A 19215-nucleotide genomic window follows, 5' to 3' on the forward strand; every position below is an offset into this window, starting at 1 on the left:
CGCTCTGCCTCCCGGAGGACAGGCTCTCAGCGCTTCCACCACCGCTTGCGGGCCCGGCTCCAGAACCAGCCCGCCGGTGGGTCGTCCGAGCGCCAGGGCTGGGGTTTGGGTGCGCCGTGCTTGCGCCAGCGGGCGGTGAGCATGCGGTTGCGGGCCGAGGGTTCGGACGTCTCGGCGGAGCGTACGAAGTCCTCGTCGAGGGTGATGTCGTCCCAGTCGGGCGGGGCGGGTTCCCGGGTGTGTTCCGGGGCCGGGTCCGGCGTGGGTTCCCGGGAGGGTTCTCGCGTGGGTTCCGGGTTGGGTTCCGGCGCCATGGTGAGCCTCCTTACCCCGGTGAGCCTCCTTACCCCGGCATTGTCCGACGGGCGGGTTCAAGCCGGGGTAAAGGCGTACGGCGTCGCGGCTCCCAGGTCAGCAGCCGCCGGACGTGGGAGCCGCGCCGATCTGGACCGCGGCCGGGGCGGCGCAGCAACCGCCGCCCGACGCCGCCTCGTCGGCCGAGGGCTCGTCGTACAGGCCCGACCCACCGCAGACGCCCGACTCCGCGAGGACCAACTCGACGCGCGCGGCGGCCTCGTGGTCGCCCGCCAGGGCCGCGGCGATCGAGCGGACCTGCTCGTAGCCGGTCTGGGCGAGGAAGGTCGGGGCACGGCCGTAGCTCTTCATACCGACCAGGTAGACGTCCTTCTCCGGGTGGGAGAGTTCGGCCGCGCCATGCGGGTAGACGGTGCCGCAGGAGTGGACGTTGGGGTCGATGAGCGGAGCGAGCTCGACCGGGGCCTGGAGGCGCTCGTCCAGGTTCAGGCGGAGCTCGCCGAGGTGGGAGAGGTCGGGGCGCAGGCCCGTGAGGGCGATTACCTCGTCGACCGGGGCGAGGCGGGTGCCGTCCTCGGAGACGAGGACGAGACCGTCATCGACCTGCTCGATGGCCGCCGTACGGAAACCGGTCGCCGCCTCCGCGTGGCCGTCCGTCACCGCCGCCTTGGCGCGCAGGCCCAGCGCGCCGCGCGCCGGGAGCTGGTCGGCCTCGCCGCCGCCGTACGTGTCGCCGCCGATGCCGCGCCGCAGAACCCAGACGGCATGTGTGCCGGGGGTCTCCTTGGCCAGGTCGGCGAGCCCGGAGAGCGCGGTGAACGCGGAGGCGCCGGAGCCGATGACCGCGGTGCGCCTGCCCGCGTAACGGGCGCGTACAGCAGGGTCCTTGAGGTCCGGGACGCGATAGCTGATGCGGTCGGCCGCGGCGCGCTCGCCGAGGGCGGGCAGGCCGTCGCCGCCGATCGGGCTCGGGGTCGACCAGGTGCCGGACGCGTCCAGGACGGCGCGGGCGAAGAGGCGCTCCTCGGTGCCGTCCGGGTGCTCGATCCGTACGGTGAAGGGCTGCTCGGCGCGGTCGGCGTCGACCACCCGGTCGCGGCCCGCGCGGGAGACGCCGGTGACGCGGGCGCCGTACCGGACGCGCTCACCGAGGGCGTCGGCGAGCGGCTGGAGGTAGCGCTCGGCCCAGTCGCCGCCGGTGGGGTACGTGGCCCTGTCGGGTGCGGTCCAGCCGGTGGGGGTGAGGAGCTTCTCCGCCACCGGGTCGATGACCTCGCCCCAGGTCGAGAAGAGGCGTACGTGGGCCCATGCGCGTACCGCAGTGCCCGCGCTGGGGCCGGACTCCAGGACCAGCGGTTCCTGGCCGCGTTCGATCAGGTGCGTGGCGGCGGCGAGGCCGATCGGGCCTGCTCCGATCACCACGGTGGGCAGGGCGGTGAGGGACGGTGCGTTCACGGTGGCGGTCTCCCCTGAGCCTGATTTGACGTTTGTCGATGCGCCGTGCGGGGTCAGCATGGCATCTACATCGACAGTCGTCAACATAGAAGGTCATCTAATCAGGGGCCTGGTTCAGTTGATTCGACATGTGCCAAAATAGATACATGTCGAATGCGAACGTCGTCGTGCCGTGCTGCCCGCCGCTCAACGAACGCCCGCTCACCGCCGACGAGGCCGAGCGGACCGCCGCGATGTTCAAGGCGCTCGGTGACCCGGTGCGGCTTCGGCTCTTCTCCCTCGTCGCCTCGCACGAGGGCGGGGAGGCCTGTGTCTGCGACATCTCCGATGTCGGGGTGTCCCAGCCGACCGTCAGCCATCACCTGAAGAAGCTCCGGGAGGCCGGGCTGCTCACCTGCGAGCGCCGGGGTACCTGGGTGTACTACCGGGTCGAACCGTCCGTACTCGCCGCGATGGGCGCGACCCTCGGCAAGTACGCGGCCTAGGGCAGGGCGAGTGCGCCAGGGCCAAGGTCGCTAGCGGTCGAGCGGCGGCCCGTTGCCGCGCGTGCACCACGAGTGCGGCGCGGGGTGCGGCCGCCAGGAGCGGTCCCAGTCGGCCCGGCGCGGCCGGTGGTGGCCGACGGCGGCCTCCTGGAGCAGCGTGCTCAGGGCGGCGGTGACGGCGGCGAGTTCGACCGCGGTGGGTGAACCGTGGACTATCCGCAGGTGATCGTGCATTGGTCCATCCTCAGACGGCCGTCACGCGCCCGCATCCGGTGGAGCGGATGGGGCTGTTCGCGTGAGGTGTGCCGACAGGCGCCCGGCCCCCTGTCGCCGCCTGAGTGCCCGGCTGCGGCGGTCTTCGGGACGTACGTGGTGACGGAGCGGAGTCGCCTCGCCGCGCGCGGTCGCCAGGGCTCGCACATTCTTTGAGTGAACGCGAGCAAACGCGATGAGGCGCGAGCGAAACGCGACGAAGCGCGAGCGAAACGCGACGAAGCGCGAGCAAAACGCGTCGACGCGAGCAAAACGCGACGAAAGGGCTCGACGAATGGCCACGCTGTGCAAACCCGCGGTGTCCGTACCTGAGCATGTGATCACCATGGAGGACACGCTCGACCTGGCGCGGACCATCCACGCGGACCACCCCCAGCTGCCGCTCGCCCTGCGGCTGATGGAGAACACCGGCGTGCGCAAGCGGCACGTACTCCGGCCCATCGAGGAGACGTTGCGGCACCCCGGCTTCGAGGAGCGCAACGCCGTCTACGAGGCCGAGGCCAAGGCCCGCGTGCCGGCCGTCATACGCCGTGCCCTGGAGGACGCGGAGGTCCGCGCCGCGGACATCGACGTGATCATCTACGTGTCGTGCACGGGTTTCATGATGCCCTCGCTCACCGCATGGCTGATCAACACCATGGACTTCCGCAGCGACACCCGGCAGGTGCCCATCGCCCAGCTGGGCTGCGCGGCGGGCGGCGCGGCCGTGAACCGGGCGCACGACTTCTGCACCGCCTACCCGGACGCCAACGCGCTGATCGTGGCGTGCGAGTTCTGCTCCCTCTGCTACCAGCCGACCGACCTGGGCGTCGGCAACCTGCTCTCCAACGGCCTGTTCGGCGACGGGATCGCGGCCGCGGTGATGCGCGGCAAGGGCGGTACGGGGATGGCGCTGGAGCGGAACGGCACGTACCTGGTGCCGGAGACGGTCGACTGGATCGCCTACGACGTCCGTTCGACGGGGTTCCACTTCAAGCTGGACAAGCGGGTTCCCGGGACCATGGAGCCGCTGGCGCCGGCGCTGAAGCAACTGGCGAGACAGCACGGTTGGGACGCGTCGGACCTGGACTTCTACATCATCCACGCCGGTGGCCCGCGCATCCTGGACGACCTGAGCAGGTTCCTCGGGGTGCCCCCGGAGGCGTTCCGCTTCAGCCGGGCCACGCTCACCGAGTACGGGAACATCGCCAGCGCCGTCGTCCTGGACGCGCTGCGCCGGCTGTTCGACGAGGGCGGCACGCCGGACGCCGCGCGCGGTCTGCTGGCCGGGTTCGGGCCGGGGATCACCGCGGAGATGTCCCTGGGCCGGTGGACCACGTCGGCCACGGCCTTCGCCGCTCCGGCCTCGGCCGCGGTGTCCGGCCGCGTCGGGGCCTCAGTCGCGGCCACGCCCATGGCGTTCGCCGACGCGTACACCTACACGGCTGACACGTTCACGGCTGACACGTTCACGGCTGACGCGTACGCAGCCGACGCGTACACGGCCGACGCGTACACGTACACGGAGGAGTCGCACCGTGCCGGATGAGACGACGACCACCACCAACGCACCGCCTCCCGTACGGGATTGGCCGGCCCTGGATCTGCACGGCGTGGACTTCGATCCGGTGCTCGCCGGTCTGATGGAGGAGGGTCCCGTCACCCGCGTCAGGCTGCCCAACGGATCGGGCTGGGCCTGGCTGGTGACGCGCTACGACGACGTGCGGATGGTGACCAACGACCCGCGGTTCAGCCGGAAGCTGGTTGCCGAACACGACGTCACGCGACTGGCGCCGCACTTCGTCCCCGTCGACGGGGCGGTGGGCTTCGAGGATCCTCCCGAGCACACCCGGCTGCGCCGCGCGGTGGCCCCCGCGTTCACGACGCGGGGCGTGGAGCGGCTGCGGGACCGGGCGCGGGAGATGCTCGACGAGCTGGTGGCGGGCGTGCTGCGGGACGGGCCGCCGGCCGATCTCACCGAGCGGCTGCTCGCGCCGTTCCCGCTGGCCGTGGTGTGCGAGCTGATGGGCGTTCCGGCCGCTGACCGGCCCCGGATGCACGAGTGGACGAACCTGATCCTGTCCTGCGCGCAGGGCGCCGAGCGCAGCCAGCGGGCCAAGGACGAGATGTGCGGCTACTTCGCCGACCTGCTGCGCGAGCGGCGCGGCAGCGGCGGCGAGGACGTGATCGGGCTGCTGGCGTCGGCCGTCGCGGCCGGCGAGGTGACCGAGTCGGAGTCGGTGGGTCTCGCCCTGCTCATCCAGATCGGCGGCGAGGCGGTCTCCAACAACACGGGCAACATGCTGTTCATCCTGCTCACCCGGCCGGAGCTGAGGGACCGCCTGGGGGCGGAGCCGGAGCTGAGGCCGCGGGCGATGGAGGAGCTGCTGCGGTACATCCCGCATCGCAGCGCGGTCGGCCTCTCGCGGATCGCGCTGGAGGACGTCACGATCGCCGGCACGCGCATCCGCGCCGGTGAGGCCGTGTACGTGTCGTATCTGGCGGCCAACCGGGACCCGGACGTGTTCGCGGACCCGGAGCGGGTGGACTTCGACCGGTCGCCGAATCCGCATGTGGCGTTCGGGTACGGGCCGCACTTCTGCGTCGGCGCGATGCTGGCGCGGCTGGAGTCGGAGCTGCTGCTCGACGCGCTGGTCGACCGGTTCCCGGAGCTGCGGCTCGCGGTGCCGGCGACGGAGGTGCGGTTCCGGCGTGGGGCGCTGATCCGCGGGCCGGAGTCCGTGCCGGCGACCTGGTCATGACCGGGCACGCGCCGGACGGGCTGCTCGTGCCGTCCGGTCACGGCCGGACACTGGCGGCGCCCGCGCACCAGGTGACGTTCAAGGTCACCGGGGAGCACTCACGGTCGGCGTCGAGCTTCGAGGTGGTCGTACCGCCGGGGTTCGACGTCGGGGCGCATGTGCACACCCGCAGCGAGGAGCTGTTCTACCTGCTGGAGGGTGAGCTGGAGGTGCTGGCGTTCGAGCCTCGGGTGCGGACGCGGGACGACTGGCGGAGCTGGGAGTCCCCGGACGGACGGCGGTCGGTGCGGGCGACGCCGGGCACGGTGATCGTGGTGCCGCCGGGGTGCCCGCACGCGTTCGCGAACCGTTCGGACCGGCCGGCGAAGATGTTCTTCCAGGCGTCCCCGCCCCCGGACCACGAGCGGTACTTCGAGGAACTGCTGGAGATCCTTGAGGCGGGCGGCCCTCCCGACCACCTGGCCATCGCGGCGTTGCGGGCCCGGTACGACATCGAGCAGCTGACGCCTATGCGGCACGGCGTGGGGACGGGGACGCCGTAGGACGCGCGTACGTCGACGAGGAAGAAGTACGGGACAGGACCGCGGGACGGAAAAGGGCCCCGGGCGCCGGTGTGCGGCGTCCGGGGCCCTGCGGTTGAGCCTAGGCGGCTGCCCCGCCCCCGAAGCGGGAGCGGAGTGCTCCGCCCCGGTCGCCGGTCGCCGCCATGGCGGCGCCGAGCAGCAGGGCGACGGCACCGCAGACGACGTTGTTCCACACAGTGCGGGTCGTGTCGACGTTACCGGTGACGATCCACGGCGAGATGATCGTGAACGCGCCGATGGCCATGGCGCACCACGCCATCGCGTGGGTCCGCTCGTAGGCGGAGCTCAGTCCGCCCATGCAGAGGGCGTACGCGATGCCGAGGATCAGGTTGGTCGTGGCGAGTGCCGTGATGCCGCTGAATCCCGCGATCCACGGGGAGGCGGCGAGGTACACACCGGTGAGGAAGGCCAGTGCCTCGACTGCCTGGCCACGGGGACTGCTGGTCGCCTTCTCGAACCGGGAACGCATCTCGGCGAGATCAGGGTGTTGCTCGATAGTCGAGTGGGTGCTGCTCATGGCGGACCCGCCTCCTGCTCTTGCACAAGCCTTTATCTGCTCCTTATTCACCATTTAACGTCCATTACGCCATTCTGGCTAAGCGGAACGTGTCACAGTTTCATGAACGCGTCACACGCACCCGGTACGTCCCGTCCAGCGTCGCCGCCGCGACCTGGATACGGACGCCCGCGGCATTGTCGGTGAAGGTCTCGCCGGGCGCGAACGGGGCGTCGGAGAGCTCCGCGTGGACGTTGGGCCGCCGGGTGCAGCCGCCGCTGTCGCGGTCGGAGTCGGCGACCGTGACCGGCCCGTGCCCGGTGTCCACCTCGGCGTCCACGCGGTAGATCAGTACGCCCGGCTTGCAGACCGCCTCGTCGTTGCCCGCGCGGGTGCGGACCTCGACCGCGTACCCGGTCCGCTTGTCGATCGGTACGAAGGCGAGCTTGCGGCCGCCGTCCGTGGCCGCGAGCGGGACCAGCTCGTGCTCCGAGATGCCGGGGCCCGCGGCACAGCTGACCTGCGCGTCGTCGAGCCAGCCGAGCTTCCACTTGTGCCAGCCGAGCAGGTCGTTGTTGGCACCCCAGTCCTCGCTCATGATGTCCCAGTGGCCGACCGCGCCGCCGCCCTCCGTCGTGTACAGGTCGGGCAGACCGAAGACATGGCCGTTCTCGTGCGGCAGCACGCGGTAGCCGGTCTCGTCGTACGAGCCGGAGCCGTCGTCCTGGCGGCTGTAGACGAACGAGGCGTTGGAGATCGGCACCCCGTCGGCGATGGGCGCCTCGTGGTTCCCGGCGAAGGTGACGGACAGGACGGTGTCCAGGGCCGAGGGCCCGGCGTTCGGGGTGACCAGCACGTTGACCAGGTCGTACACGCTGAAGTCCACGTCGGGGTCGGCGGCCCGCACCATGTCCTCGATCAGCCGGCGGTAGCCGGGGTCGAAGGGGGCGCCGCGCTCTATGCCGTACTCGCTGAACGCCATCGGCATCCGCAGCCACCCCTTGACGGGCGCCTCGGAGCGGTAGTCGAGCCGCCCGTACGAGCTGGTGCGGAACCAGTCCTGGGTCTGCGGGAAGAACTCCGCGTACCGCTCGAGCGCGCTGCCGTCGCCCGGCGCGTCCGGGAAGTCGATCATGAGGTTCAGGGCGCGGACGGTGCCGGTGGAGGGCGCGTAACCGGGGGCCGTGGGGACGCCCTCCGACATCTGCACACCCATCGTGCCGCTGATCATGCAGGGGCCGAGCGTCGTGGCGCGGATGCCCGCCGTCGAGCCGGCTCCGGCCGCCTGCGGGTCGGAGAAGAGCCGTCCGGTGCTCGCCGACGAGCTGAGCGTCAGGGTCAGGGCCGCGGTCGCGGCGAGTATCGCGCTGCGGCGGGGCCTGCGTATCCAGCGGCGGGTCACCTGCATGCGATGGCCTTCCGGTCCGCGGCAGCCGTTCGGTGGTGTGGCTGCGCCCTTGTTCGTCACCCTGTGGCCGGGCGTGTCGGAGCGCTCGCTGGATGCGACCGAATGTGCGTATCCGGGGGTGGTGGGTGTGGGTTTCCCCTGGTGAACGGCGTGACTCAAGTCACATTCGAGCGCGAAATAAGCGGGGACCCAGTCCCCGTTTGCATGGGTGCCTGCGCGAAACGGGGAGAGATTCCCCGCCTATGGAAGTAGGGCCGCAGGTGAGTGACCGCAGGCGTACGCCAGACATGTGCGCCACACACGTACGCCGCAGACCTACGACAGCCGAGGAGATCCGCCGTGGAGACCGCCACCGAACGTCGCGGCGCCGCCGCCCCGCAGCGCCGAATGCCGCGCCCGCGGGCCGACGCTCTGCGCAATCGGGAGCGGATCGTCTCCGCCGCACGCGAGATGTTCGTCGAGTTCGGGTCCCAGGTCCCGCTGGACGAGATCGCGCGCCGCGCGGGTGTCGGCAACGCCACGGTCTACCGGCACTTCGCCGACCGCACCGAGCTGGTGCGCGAGGTCGTGTGCTCGGTGATGGACCGGATCTCGGCCGCGGCCGAGCGGTCGATCGCCGAGGAGCCGGACGCCTTCCAGGCGCTGCGCGGCTTTGTGAACACGGCGGCCGACGAGCGGATCGGCGCGCTGTGCCCGATGCTTTCGGACACCTTCGACCGGAACGACCCGGACCTGCTGGCGGCCCGTCAGCGGCTGGAGCGGCTCGTCGAGGAGCTCATGGAACGGGCCCGTGAGAGCGGGCAGTTGCGGGACGGTGTGGCCGTCGGGGACTTGATGGTCGCGCTCTCGCAGCTCACCAGGCCGCTGCCCGGCACGGCCTGCCTGGACATCGACCGATTCGTCCATCGTCATCTGCAGCTGTTCATGGACGGCCTGCAGGCCCCCGCGCGATCCGAACTACCCGGCACCGCCGCCACGTTGGAGGACCTCAGGCGTCATGGATGACGTCCGGAAATAACCGTTTGACCTCAAGTGGGCTTCAGCTTGCAGAGTAGTCACCAAGTCGCCGCCCAAGCCGCGCTTTAGCAAGCGTCCACCCGTTCTCACGAAGCCGTTCTCACCAAGCCGTCACCGCTGCCACCAAGCCAAGCCGTCCACCAGCACCACCAGTACCAAGGAGTCCCGAGGTGGGTACCCCCATGCCTGAAACAGCCCTTCCCGATCCCAAGCGCTGGAGAGCGCTGGTCTTTATCGCCCTGGCCCAACTGATGGTCGTACTCGACGCGACCATCGTGAACGTCGCCCTGCCCTCAGTCCAGGAGAGCCTGGACATCTCCGAGGGCAACAAGCAGTGGGTCATCACCGCCTACGCCCTGGCCTTCGGTGGTCTCCTGCTGTTCGGCGGCCGGATCGCCGACCTGTGGGGTCGTAAGCGGACCTTCGTCGCCGGCCTGATCGGCTTCGCCGCCGCCTCCGCGATCGGTGGCGCGGCCACCAGCCAGGCCATGATGTTCGGCTCCCGCGCGCTCCAGGGCGTGTTCGGTGCGCTGCTGGCGCCCGCCGCGCTGTCGCTGCTCGCGGTGATGTTCACCGAGGCCAAGGAGCGCGCCAAGGCGTTCGGCATCTACGGTGCGATCGCCGGTGGCGGTGGCGCCGTGGGCCTGATACTCGGCGGCTTCCTCACCGAGTACCTGAACTGGCGCTGGACGTTCTTCGTCAACATCCCCTTCGCGATCGTCGCCGCCGCCGGTGCGTACTTCGTCATCCGGGAACCGGCCGGATCGCGCAACCGCTCCGCGCTCGACATCCCCGGCGTGGTGCTCTCCACGCTGGGTCTGGTCGCGCTGGTGTACGGCTTCACGCGCGCCGAGTCCGACGGCTGGTCGGACGGCGTGACCGTCTCGATGTTCGTCGCCTCTGTCGTGCTGCTGAGCGCGTTCATCGTCGTCGAGTCCAAGGTCAAGGCGCCGCTGCTGCCGCTGCGCGTGCTGGCCGACCGCAACCGCGGCGGGGTCTACCTGTCGCTGGGGCTCGCCGTCATCGCGATGTTCGGGCTGTTCCTGTTCCTCACGTACTACCTGCAGGTCGTGAAGGGCTTCTCGCCGGTGAAGACCGGCTTCGCCTTCCTGCCGATGATCGTGGGCATGATCACGGGCTCCACGCAGATCGGCACCCGCCTGATGACCAGGGTCCCGCCGCGGCTGCTGATGGGCCCCGGGTTCCTGGTCGCCGCGGTCGGCATGCTGCTGCTGACGCAGCTGTCCATCGACACCTCGTACGCCGGTGTCATCCTGCCCGCGCAGCTGCTGCTCGGCCTCGGTATGGGTACGGCGTTCATGCCCGCCATGTCGATGGCCACGCACGGTGTCGAGCCGCGTGACTCCGGTGTCGCCTCCGCGATGGTCAACACCTCACAGCAGGTCGGCGGCGCGATCGGCATCGCTCTGCTGAACACCATCGCCGCCAGCGCCACCACGGCGTACGCGGCGGACCACAAGGCGGGGGCGGCCAACCCGAAGCTGCTCGAGGCGCAGGCGCTGGTGCACGGCTACTCCAGTGCGATCTGGTGGGCGGTCGGCATCCTGGTGATCTCCGCGGGCATCGCGCTGACGATGGTCACCACCCGGGCGCAGAGCGGCGCTCCGGTCGCCGCGGGGGACGGCGGCGCGGGGAGCGAGAACGGGGACGACGTGAAGGTTCCGGTCATCGCGCACTGAGCTCAATCCCACCTCGGTGATCTGCCCTGGTCCCGCTCGGCTTCGGCTCAGCGGAGCCAGGGCAGATCCGCGCCCGCCTCCCTGGGCTGGAGTCCCTCGGCGACGATCTCCATGATCTCGCCGAGGGACTTCGTCCCTCGGCGACGATCTCCATGATCTCGCCGAGGGACTTCTGCTGTTCGGGGCTCAGCCGGTCGAACAGGGCATGCCGTACGGCGGCCACATGTCCCGGTGCCGCCTGCTTCAGGACCTCGTATCCGGCGTCGGTCAGCAGCGCGTTCTGGCCGCGCTTGTCCGAAGGGCAGTCCTCGCGGCGTACCCAGCCCTGCTTCTCCAGCCGGGCGACCGCGTGCGAGAGCCGGGACCGGGTGATCTTGGCGCGCTTGGCCAGCTCGGTCATCCGCATCCGGCGGCGCGGGGCCGCGGAGAGCTGGACCAGCAGCCCGTAGTAGACGTGCGGCATCTTGGCGTCGCGCTGCAGCTGCCGGTCCAGGTGGTCGTCGAGGAGCGTGGTGGCCTGCAGATACGCCTGCCAGGTGCGCTGTTCCTCGGCGTCGAGCCAGCGCGGTTCCTCGTGGTCGTTCGTCATGGTTCCACTGTACGAACCATCTTCTTGAGCCTTGAACAAAGCGGGCGTATGCTCGGACGTAGAACTTGAAGATTAAAGTAACTGGAACCGCTGGAGCTGTGATGTCCACCGCCGCGCCGGATCGCATGCCCGCCCTCTATCTCAGCCACGGCGCCCCGCCGCTCGCCGACGACCCGTACTGGCCTGGCCAGCTCGCCGCCTGGGCCGCCGAGCTGCCGAAGCCGAAGGCGATCCTGATGGTCTCGGCGCACTGGGAGGAGGCCCCGCTGGCCCTCGGCGCCACCGTGACGCTGCCGCTCGTCTACGACTTCTGGGGCTTCCCCGAGCACTACTACCAGGTGCGCTACGAGGCCCCTGGTGCCCCCGAACTCGCCGACTCCGTACGGAAGCTGCTGCGTACCGCGGGGGCGCCGGTCCAGGACGTCCCGGACCGGGGGCTTGACCACGGGGCGTACGTGCCGCTCGTCGAGATGTATCCGGACGCTGATGTTCCGGTGCTGCAGATCTCGCTGCCCACGCTCGATCCGCGGCGGCTCATGGACATCGGCCGCAAGCTCGCGCCGCTGCGGGACGCGGGTGTGCTGATCGTCGGCAGCGGGTTCTTCACCCACAACCTGGCCGCCCTGCGGCACACCGGGAGTGGGGTGCCCGGTTGGTCGGCGGAGTTCGACGCGTGGGGGCGCGAGGCGCTGGACGCGGGTGATGTGGACGGCCTGCTCGACTTCACGCACAAGGCGCCGGCCGGGCGCCTCGCCCATCCCCGTACCGAGCACTTCGCGCCACTTTTCGTGACGCTGGGCGCGGCGGAGGGGGAGCTGGGGCGGCGTCAGCGGAGCGTGATCGACGGGTTCTGGATGGGGATGGCCAAGCGGTCGGTTCAGTTCGGGTGAGGTTGGTCGTGGGGGTGGCTTTGGGGTGCTAGTGGGTCCTTAGGTCCTTCTCGTACCAGGCCACGTCCCAGTAGCGGCCGAACTTCCGGCCCACCTCGCCGTACGTACCGACGTGTGTGAAGCCGAAGCGCTCGTGCAGCCGTATCGAGGCCTCGTTGGGGAGCGCGACACCCGCGTACACGCGATGCACGTCCTCGGTCGCCAGGGCCTCGAAGAGCGTCTTGTAGAGGAGGGTGCCGATGCCGCGGCCGCCCACGTCGGGGGCGAGGTAGACGCTGGCCTCCACGGAGGTCGCGTATGCGGGCTTCGCGCGGAACGCGCTGCTGGTCGCGTAGCCCAGGATGCGGGAACTCGGGACGTCCTGAGCAACCAGGAGGCGGTGTGGGCCGTCTTCAGGGTGAGAGCGCAGCCACGGCAACCGCTCTTGCGGAGTGAAGGCGTCCGTGTCGAATGTGATGGCCGTCTCACGCACGTAGTGGTTGTAGATGTCGGTGAGGGGCGCGAGGTCACCCTCGTCCCCTGACCTGACCTGCACCTCTGTAGGTACCTGCGGCATCTGCCCTCCCGGCGTAGCGACGCAGGGTACTGCATGATCGCGAAAATTGTCGGACGGGTTGGGAATTCTGTCCGGATTCCAGTCGTTGTTTCCATCGGATGCAGGGCACCCGGAAGGGTGTGCCTTTGCCCACAGCTGATCCTCTGATGACAAGGGAGCACGCATGGCAACCCGTGCCGTCGCCCGCCGTAAGTCCGCCGCCGGCGAGACCGGCGCGGCAAGCAGTGTTCGCGCCGTAGGCGGCGAGATCGCCGACCGCGACCTGGTCGGCATGTATCTGGACGAAATCGCTCGCACACCGCTGCTCGACGCCGCGAAGGAGGTCGAGCTGTCCCAGGTCATCGAGGCGGGGGTGTACGCGCAGAAGATCCTGGACGGGGCGGTGGAGCAGGAGAGCGAGGCCGCGAAGGGGGCGACGCGCGAGGAGCTGGCGGCGCTGGTCGCCGACAGCGACCGGGCCAAGGACGTCTTCATCCGCTCCAATCTGCGCCTCGTCGTCGCGGTCGCGCGGCGGTATCCGCGCAGCGGGCTGCCGCTCCTTGACCTGATCCAGGAGGGGAACGCGGGCCTGGTGCGGGCGGTCGAGAAGTTCGACTACCGCAAGGGGTTCAAGTTCTCCACGTATGCGACCTGGTGGATTCGGCAGGCCATCACACGGTCGATCGCCGACCAGTCGCGGACCATCCGGCTTCCTGTGCACCTGGTGGAGGAGCTCGGACGTATTCGGCGCGTTCAGCGTGAGTTCAACCGTGAGCACGGGCGCGATCCGGAGCACACCGAGATCGCGGCGGAGCTGGCGACCACGCCGGAGCGGGTCGGGGACGTGCTGGACTGGGCCCGTGACCCGGTGTCGCTGAACATGTCGGTGGACGATGACGGGGACACGCAGTTCGGTGACCTGTTGGAGGACACCTCGGCGATCTCGCCTGAGCAGTCGGTGCTGACGCTGCTGCGGAGTGAGGAGCTTGAGGACCTGATCGGGCGGCTCGACCACCGGACGGCGTCCATCATCAAGATGCGGTACGGCATCGTGGACGGCCGGGAGCGGACGCTTACGGAGGTCGGCAAGGAGCATGGCCTCACGCGCGAGCGAATCCGCCAGATCGAGAAGCACGCGCTGCTGGAGCTGAAGAAGCTGGCGCGGGATACGGGGTTCGACGCCGCGGCCTAGGGCGGCCGGCAGCGGGGTATCGGGCGCTCCGGGGTGCGGTGGGGCGGGGCCACGTCGGGGTGTGTGCTCCGCGTCGGGGTGCGCGCTGTTTCGTTGTGGGGCGGGGCCGTGTGTTCTGTGCGGCGGGGTGCGCTCTGTTTGTTGTGGGGCGGGGCCGCGTCGGGGGGTACGTGCTCACGCNCTTCCCAGCCCCCTGACCAGGGGGCGCCTAAGCCCCCTCAGGCGCCCCCTTCCGCCGGAGGATGCCCGTCCAGGCGCCCTCCCGCCGAGGACCCCGCCCCCTGCACCGGGTGGGGTCCTCGGCCTTTGGGGTGTGCGGCGGCAATCGTGCGAGGGCCGAGAGTGGTAATCGTGCGAGGGCCGACAGCGGTAATCGTGGGAGGGCCGAGAGCGGCAATCGTGCGAGAGTCGACAATCGTGCGAGATGCGTCACTTCGGGACCAAAGTCCCTTTACAGGGGTGTCGGAGGTCGTGGCGGGTGTTGTCTACTGACGAGTATGTTCGATCACGAGCCCAAGCCACGGCCCAAGCCCGAGCCGCTCGCCGCGATCCCACGGCAGCGGCGCTCCGCGGACAGTGTGCGCCTCACCGCCGCCGAGCGGGCCGCCTTCGCCGGTCTGATGCGGCAGCTGGGCACCGACCGGACGTAGTCGAGCGGATCCGGGGCGGCCGCGCGTCAGCCGGGCCTCGGGCGGGTCCGGGGCTGTCGCGCGTCAGGCGGGCCGGGCGGGTCCGGGGCTGTCGCGCCTCAGCTGGGCTGGGCCGAGCGGCGCTCCATCGCCGCGAGTGCCGCGTCCTCGCTCAGATACACCTCGCACATGTGCCGTCCGTCCGGGGTCGCGGTGTGCTCGGCCTCCCAGAGGCTGATCTCGCGGCCGTCGGGCAACAGGAAGGCGTGCTCGTACAGGGCGAAGCCAAAGCCCGCGACGTCGTCCCAGCGGGGGCTGCGGAAGGCCTGGGTGATCTCGTGCGCCAGCGCGCCGCTCACCAGGCGCGCGGTGCGCTCGTCGGGACGGTCGGCGTTCTCCGCCCGGCGCAGCAGCCGCCTGGCGTGGTCCGCCGAGCCCTCGGTGACGTACGTGCGCCTCGGCAGCGCGGCGTACTCGGCGACGAGCCGCAGGATCTCCGGCGGCAGCGGGCCTGAGCCCGGCAGGGTGTCGTCCAGCGGGTCGGGGCCGCCGCTGAACGGCAACCGGGAGGCCGCCGTACGGGCCTCTTCCTCCTCCGCGTAGAGCTCGTGCTGCGGGTGGCTGTCCGGGGTGCTGTTGTGCGAGAGCTCCCAGAGGGTGAGCGCGCTGCCGTCAGCGAGCAGGAAGGTGTGGCGGTATATCTCGCGGTGCAGCCCTCCGCTGTGGTGCGCGGAGTGCAGCGAACTGTCGTACGCGAGCGCCGAGTCGAGGCGGCGTATCGTCTCGTCGGGCAGCTCGAAGGAGTTCAGGGCGCGTCCCAGGAGCGTGTGGAGATGCTCCTCGGGTGTCTGGTGCGGAACGCTCACGGGGTCTCCTGGTGTCGCTGCGTCGCTGCATGTCACCTTGTGACCGCTCACCGTAGTGCCTGGGTCGGACATCGTCCTGGGTTCGGGAAAACGTGCGGCAACGGCCAGGGGTTCCCGCGGTGTCGCGCACCCGGCCCGAGCGCGGTATCAGCGCTCGTAGAGGTCCCGGTACGAGGGAAAGACCCCACCGGGCCCGGTCACCGTTTCGGCGGCTTCCACGGCCTTCACGATGGCGCGGGTCACCGCGTCCGCACCCGCCGCCAGCACCGCGTTCACGGCGGTGAGGGCCTCCAACGGCCCTTCGGGCAGCGGCTTCTCGCCCGTGGCCAGAGCGAAGACGGTGTCGCCGTCGTGCAGCAGATGGACGGGCCGCACGGCGCGCGCGAGCCCGTCATGCGCCGTCCCCGCGAGCTTCTGCGCCTGGGCGCGGGTGAGTTCGGCGTCGGTGGCCACCACGGCGAGGGTGGTGTTGAGCGGCGGCTGGCCGAGCGGGGCCGCCGCCTCCGCGCCCGCCGCCTCCGCGCCCGCCGCCTTGGCCCTGAGGTGTTCCGTCTCGGTGCGGGCCGCCGCCAGTCGGGCCCGGGCCTGGGCGTGCAGTTCCTCTGACGGGTACGCGACGCGGCCATCGCCGTAGCGTCCGTACAGCACCCCGGTCGCGGGATCGGCCACCGCGCCCACCGCGTTGACCACCACGAGGGCGCTCACCGTGTGGCCCGACGGCAGCTGGACGCTCGCGGTGCCGACGCCGCCCTTCAGACCGCCCGCCACCGCGCCGGTGCCCGCGCCCACGCTGCCCTGGATGACCTCCGTGGACGCCTGAGCAGCGGCCTCCCGGCCCAGGGCCGCGTCCGGGCGGGCCCGCCAGTCGCCGCCCCTGCCGAGGTCGAAGACACAGGCGGCGGGCACCACGGGCACCACCTGTCCGGGGCCGCCCACCGGGAAGCCGCGCCCCTGCTCCTCCAGCCATGCCATCACTCCGGACGCCGCGTCGAGCCCGTACGCGCTGCCCCCGGTCAGTACGACGGCGTCGATGCGCTGGACCAGGTTGCGCGGGTCCAGGGCGTCGGTCTCGCGGGTACCGGGGCCGCCGCCGCGTACATCGACGGCCGCCACCGCGCCGCCCTCGGGCGCGAGCACGACGGTGGTGCCGGTCAGCCACCCGTCACCGTCGCGGGTGGCGTGGCCGACCCGCAGACCGCGCACATCGGTCAGCGAGTCCGTGACATCCATGGGCCGGGCGTCCGTGGGCTGGCCATCTGCGAGCCTGGCTTCCGTGGGCTGGGCATCCGAGGGCTGGGAGTCCATGTCCCATGCGTATCACGCCGGTTGGCGCTCCGCGCGGGCCATGCGCGCCGTCAGGGTCACCCCGGTGGCCACCGCCGCCGCCATCACCAACCCCGTGGCCAGCACCGCCCAGTGACCCGCGTACGTGCAGGCCAGCACCGCCAGCGCGGTCACCGGCAGCACCAGCTGCTGGGCCGTACCCACCTTGAAGTGCCGCGCGTGCAGGGCCCACACGGTCAGCAGATACAGCGCCGTCGGCACCGTCACCGCCGCGGCCGCGGCGAGCGTGGAGATATGCGCCTCGTGCAGCGCCTCCTCCACCGCGACCTCCAGACCCACGCCGATCGCCGCGGCCGCGGCGAAGATCAGGTAGTGGCCGTAACCCCACAGGAAGCTCTCCCGGTTGGAGCGCAGATGCAGCGCGATGGGCGTCGCGAAGTAGATCCACCACGCGGCGAACACCAGCAGCAGCCCGCCCGCGGCGATCGGCAGCAGCTCGTCCAGTGCGTCGAACTCGTCCATGCCCGACTTCACCGCGACCGTGGCCGCGGCGATCGTCTCACCGAGCACGATGATGATGAACAGGCCGTACCGCTCGGTGATGTGGTGCGGGTGCCAGGTGGACGGCCGGTCCTTCTCGGCGTACGCCGGTACGCACAGCTCGGCGACGGCCATCGCCAGGAACAGCCACGGTCTGCCGCCCTCCGGCAGGAACAGCAGCCCCGACCAGCCGACCTGACAGAGCAGCACCCCGCCCGCGTACCGCCTGGCCATCCGCTTCTCGGCGCCTTCGGAGCAGGCGGCCGCGCGCAGCCACTGCGAGGCCAGCGCGAGCCGCATCACCAGATAGCCGAGCCAGACCAGCGCGAAGTCATGGTCCTGGAAGGCGCGGGAGACCCCGGCTGCCAGGATCAGCACCCCGGACATCTGGACCAGCGTCACCACGCGGTACAGGGCGTCGTCGTTGTCGTACGCGGAGGCGAACCAGGTGAAGTTCATCCAGGCCCACCAGATGGCGAAGAACACCATCGCGTAGTTCAGCACGCCCTCGCCCGCGTGCCCCTCGGCGACCGCGTGCACCAGCTCCGCCCCGGCCTGGGCGACCGCGACCACGAAGACGAGGTCGAAGAAGAGCTCCAGCGGGGTGGCCGGGCGGTGAGAGTCATGGCGGCTGCGCGCGATCATCCGGCGCAGCGGGTGCTCTGGCTGGCTCGTCATGCCCGACAGTTTCCCAGCGGGCGGCACCGCGCGCCTGCTCAGCGGCACCGCGCGCCTGCTCACCGGGGGCCGCACGCCTGCTCACCAGGGGGCCGCCACGACCGGCGCCGCCCACACGGCGGACACGTACGCTGGGGGGTATGAGCACCGCCCCCGACCCTGCCCCCGCCCCGCGTGACGCGAAGGCCGAGGCTGAGACCAAGCCGAAGCCGCGTCTGGTCTTCGACGATCCGCTGGACCAGCAGTCGTCGGACGACACGGACCGTGGATGGGGCGAGCGGCCCACCGCCGGGGGCGACAGCAGCGCCGCCGACCTGGCGCGCTTCCTCGACGAGAAGCCGCCGCACCACCTCTGAGCGCGCGCTATGCGTTCTGACCGGGCACGGAGCCGGTGCTGCCGGAACCCGCCCCAGAACCCGCGCCGGAGATCGGCCCGCGCTGGGCGACGAGGGTGTCCCTGATCTCCTTCAGCACCTCGAGCTCGCTCACCTCGATCGTCTCGTGCACCCCCTCCTTGGCCTTCCGCCGTGCCTCCGCCTTGGCCAGGTACTTGGCCATGGGCAGCACCATCAGGAAGTAGACGACCGCGGCCGTGATCAGGAAGCTGAGCGTCGCGCTGAGGACCGAACCCCACATGATCGGGATGCCGCTCGCGGCCTCGCCCGTCTCCGGGTCCACACCGCACGGCGACTTCAGACACGAGCTGTAGTTCTCGAGGTCCTTGGTGCCGAAGGCGCCGACCAGGGGGTTGATGATCCCCTTCACCACGGAGTTCACGATGTTGGTGAACGCGGCACCGATGACCACCGCGACCGCCAGGTCGACCACGTTTCCACGGGTCAGGAATGCCTTGAAGCCGTCCAGGACAGTGGGCTTCTTCTGCTCGCTCACCACGGAGCCTTTCTTCGTACGTGCGGTTGGCCGTGCCATTAGGCCCGGTGCGGCCGAACTCCGTCCAATCAGCGCACACGAACAGGTGAGTTGACGGCACACACGTGCGGCTCAGCACAGCGTCACCGCCAGTCGCGCCGTCGCTCCCGCACCCGCCAGGCGCGCCGCGGTGGGCCGTGGCACGGACAGCACGACCAGCGCGCCGACCTGGGCCGAAGGCGCATCCGCAGACGTCTCGTCGCCCGTCTCGGGCAGCTCCGCGACCCGCGCCCCCGCCGCGACCACGCGGGCGGCCGCGCCCTCATCGGCCGCGATGACATCGACCCGGTCGCCGGGGCGCAGCAGTCGCACGGCCCCCGCGTCCGCGATCCGCACCGGCGCCGAGACCAGCTCGACGGCGTGCTCCCGCGTCTTCTGAGGCGCAGCCGCGGCCCGCTCCTGGGCTCCCGCGAAACCTAAACCGAAACCGAAGCCGCCGGACGCGGTGGCCGCCAGTGCCGCGGCGGCGACCGCGAGGCCCGCGGCCAGCGGCCGCCGTCGGCGGCGCACCGCGCGCAGCAGACGGCGCTGCCCGCCGCGCACCCGCAGCGGCGAGAAGTGCGGGACCTCGCACGGGGGAGGGACTGCGGAAGAGGGGGAGGAAGGGG

The 19215-nt window shown here is 70.9% G+C and carries 21 protein-coding genes and 1 pseudogene; 10 read left to right on the plus strand and 12 right to left on the minus strand.

The window, feature by feature from the left end:
• Positions 1-26 precede the first annotated feature (26 nt).
• Entirely contained in the window at positions 27-314 is a 288-nt protein-coding gene (locus U9R90_RS31235) for a hypothetical protein (RefSeq protein WP_411060299.1), read from the minus strand.
• Between the two features lie 97 nt (positions 315-411).
• On the minus strand, positions 412-1770 hold the full coding sequence (locus U9R90_RS31240) for an NAD(P)-binding domain-containing protein (RefSeq protein WP_411060300.1): 1359 nt from the start codon (positions 1768-1770) through the stop codon (positions 412-414).
• A 146-nt stretch (positions 1771-1916) separates the two neighbouring features.
• Here U9R90_RS31240 and U9R90_RS31245 point away from each other — a divergent pair, with 146 nt between their 5' ends.
• Complete coding sequence (locus U9R90_RS31245; protein WP_411060302.1) at positions 1917-2255, plus strand: ArsR/SmtB family transcription factor; 339 nt, start codon at positions 1917-1919, stop codon at positions 2253-2255.
• Between the two features lie 30 nt (positions 2256-2285).
• Here the strand turns inward: U9R90_RS31245 and U9R90_RS31250 are convergent, their stop codons facing one another.
• Positions 2286-2489, minus strand: a complete 204-nt coding sequence (locus U9R90_RS31250) for an acyl-CoA carboxylase subunit epsilon (protein WP_411060304.1) — start codon at positions 2487-2489, stop codon at positions 2286-2288.
• Between the two features lie 313 nt (positions 2490-2802).
• Between U9R90_RS31250 and U9R90_RS31255 the strand changes: the two genes are divergently transcribed.
• Genes U9R90_RS31255 through U9R90_RS31265 form a run of 3 tightly spaced genes read left to right on the plus strand, consistent with a single transcriptional unit; the run spans position 2803 to position 5811 of the window.
• Positions 2803-4056 (plus strand): type III polyketide synthase, encoded by a 1254-nt coding sequence (locus U9R90_RS31255; RefSeq protein WP_411060305.1) that lies wholly within the window; start codon positions 2803-2805, stop codon positions 4054-4056.
• On the plus strand, positions 4046-5269 hold the full coding sequence (locus U9R90_RS31260) for a cytochrome P450 (RefSeq protein WP_411060307.1): 1224 nt from the start codon (positions 4046-4048) through the stop codon (positions 5267-5269). The genes U9R90_RS31255 and U9R90_RS31260 overlap by 11 nt, the downstream gene beginning before the upstream one ends.
• The gene (locus tag U9R90_RS31265; RefSeq protein WP_411060308.1) at positions 5266-5811 is read left to right on the plus strand and encodes a cupin domain-containing protein; all 546 of its coding nucleotides are present in this window, start codon (positions 5266-5268) and stop codon (positions 5809-5811) included. The genes U9R90_RS31260 and U9R90_RS31265 overlap by 4 nt, the downstream gene beginning before the upstream one ends.
• A gap of 100 nt (positions 5812-5911) precedes the next feature.
• Here the strand turns inward: U9R90_RS31265 and U9R90_RS31270 are convergent, their stop codons facing one another.
• Both U9R90_RS31270 and U9R90_RS31275 read right to left on the minus strand, forming a co-directional pair.
• Positions 5912-6370, minus strand: coding sequence for an SPW repeat protein (locus U9R90_RS31270; RefSeq protein ID WP_411060309.1), 459 nt, complete (start codon positions 6368-6370; stop codon positions 5912-5914).
• 100 nt (positions 6371-6470) lie between these two features.
• Positions 6471-7757 (minus strand): M6 family metalloprotease domain-containing protein, encoded by a 1287-nt coding sequence (locus U9R90_RS31275; protein ID WP_411060310.1) that lies wholly within the window; start codon positions 7755-7757, stop codon positions 6471-6473.
• Positions 7758-8144: 387 nt separating this feature from the next.
• On the opposite strand from U9R90_RS31275, the gene U9R90_RS31280 reads away from it, so the two are divergent.
• Together U9R90_RS31280 and U9R90_RS31285 are read left to right on the plus strand one after the other, a co-directional pair.
• Positions 8145-8762 carry a TetR/AcrR family transcriptional regulator gene (locus U9R90_RS31280; protein ID WP_411060974.1) on the plus strand — a complete coding sequence of 206 codons (618 nt, stop codon included), beginning with the start codon at positions 8145-8147 and terminating at the stop codon, positions 8760-8762.
• Positions 8763-8956: 194 nt separating this feature from the next.
• Positions 8957-10474, plus strand: coding sequence for an MFS transporter (locus tag U9R90_RS31285; protein ID WP_411060312.1), 1518 nt, complete (start codon positions 8957-8959; stop codon positions 10472-10474).
• Between the two features lie 47 nt (positions 10475-10521).
• Here U9R90_RS31285 and U9R90_RS31290 read toward each other — a convergent pair.
• Positions 10522-11063 (minus strand): annotated as a pseudogene (locus tag U9R90_RS31290) (MarR family winged helix-turn-helix transcriptional regulator).
• A gap of 101 nt (positions 11064-11164) precedes the next feature.
• Here U9R90_RS31290 and U9R90_RS31295 point away from each other — a divergent pair.
• Complete coding sequence (locus U9R90_RS31295; RefSeq protein ID WP_411060314.1) at positions 11165-11953, plus strand: DODA-type extradiol aromatic ring-opening family dioxygenase; 789 nt, start codon at positions 11165-11167, stop codon at positions 11951-11953.
• 28 nt (positions 11954-11981) lie between these two features.
• On the opposite strand, the gene U9R90_RS31300 is transcribed toward U9R90_RS31295, so the two are convergent.
• On the minus strand, positions 11982-12509 hold the full coding sequence (locus U9R90_RS31300) for a GNAT family N-acetyltransferase (RefSeq protein ID WP_411060316.1): 528 nt from the start codon (positions 12507-12509) through the stop codon (positions 11982-11984).
• A gap of 163 nt (positions 12510-12672) precedes the next feature.
• Here U9R90_RS31300 and U9R90_RS31305 point away from each other — a divergent pair, with 163 nt between their 5' ends.
• Both U9R90_RS31305 and U9R90_RS31310 read left to right on the plus strand, forming a co-directional pair.
• Positions 12673-13680 carry an RNA polymerase sigma factor RpoD/SigA gene (locus U9R90_RS31305; protein ID WP_411060317.1) on the plus strand — a complete coding sequence of 336 codons (1008 nt, stop codon included), beginning with the start codon at positions 12673-12675 and terminating at the stop codon, positions 13678-13680.
• Between the two features lie 497 nt (positions 13681-14177).
• Positions 14178-14330, plus strand: coding sequence for a hypothetical protein (locus U9R90_RS31310; RefSeq protein ID WP_411060318.1), 153 nt, complete (start codon positions 14178-14180; stop codon positions 14328-14330).
• Positions 14331-14428: 98 nt separating this feature from the next.
• Here U9R90_RS31310 and U9R90_RS31315 read toward each other — a convergent pair whose 3' ends face one another.
• From U9R90_RS31315 to U9R90_RS31325, 3 genes are all read right to left on the minus strand, one after another.
• A complete protein-coding gene (locus tag U9R90_RS31315; RefSeq protein ID WP_411060319.1) occupies positions 14429-15175 on the minus strand; it encodes a DUF6227 family protein in 747 nt (248 codons plus the stop codon).
• 147 nt (positions 15176-15322) lie between these two features.
• The gene (locus tag U9R90_RS31320; protein WP_411060976.1) at positions 15323-16405 is read right to left on the minus strand and encodes a P1 family peptidase; all 1083 of its coding nucleotides are present in this window, start codon (positions 16403-16405) and stop codon (positions 15323-15325) included.
• An 87-nt stretch (positions 16406-16492) separates the two neighbouring features.
• Positions 16493-17677: a low temperature requirement protein A gene (locus tag U9R90_RS31325; RefSeq protein WP_411060320.1), complete on the minus strand. Its 1185-nt coding sequence runs from the start codon at positions 17675-17677 to the stop codon at positions 16493-16495.
• A 140-nt stretch (positions 17678-17817) separates the two neighbouring features.
• On the opposite strand from U9R90_RS31325, the gene U9R90_RS31330 reads away from it, so the two are divergent.
• Positions 17818-18033 (plus strand): hypothetical protein, encoded by a 216-nt coding sequence (locus U9R90_RS31330; RefSeq protein ID WP_411060321.1) that lies wholly within the window; start codon positions 17818-17820, stop codon positions 18031-18033.
• Between the two features lie 7 nt (positions 18034-18040).
• Here the strand turns inward: U9R90_RS31330 and mscL are convergent, their stop codons facing one another.
• The gene (gene mscL, locus U9R90_RS31335; RefSeq protein ID WP_411060323.1) at positions 18041-18607 is read right to left on the minus strand and encodes a large conductance mechanosensitive channel protein MscL; all 567 of its coding nucleotides are present in this window, start codon (positions 18605-18607) and stop codon (positions 18041-18043) included.
• A gap of 72 nt (positions 18608-18679) precedes the next feature.
• A partial coding sequence (locus tag U9R90_RS31340) for an RcpC/CpaB family pilus assembly protein (protein ID WP_411060325.1) occupies positions 18680-19215 on the minus strand: 536 nt, incomplete at its 5' end.

Source organism: Streptomyces sp. E11-3 (genome assembly GCF_046540415.1).
Lineage (GTDB): Bacteria > Actinomycetota > Actinomycetes > Streptomycetales > Streptomycetaceae > Streptomyces.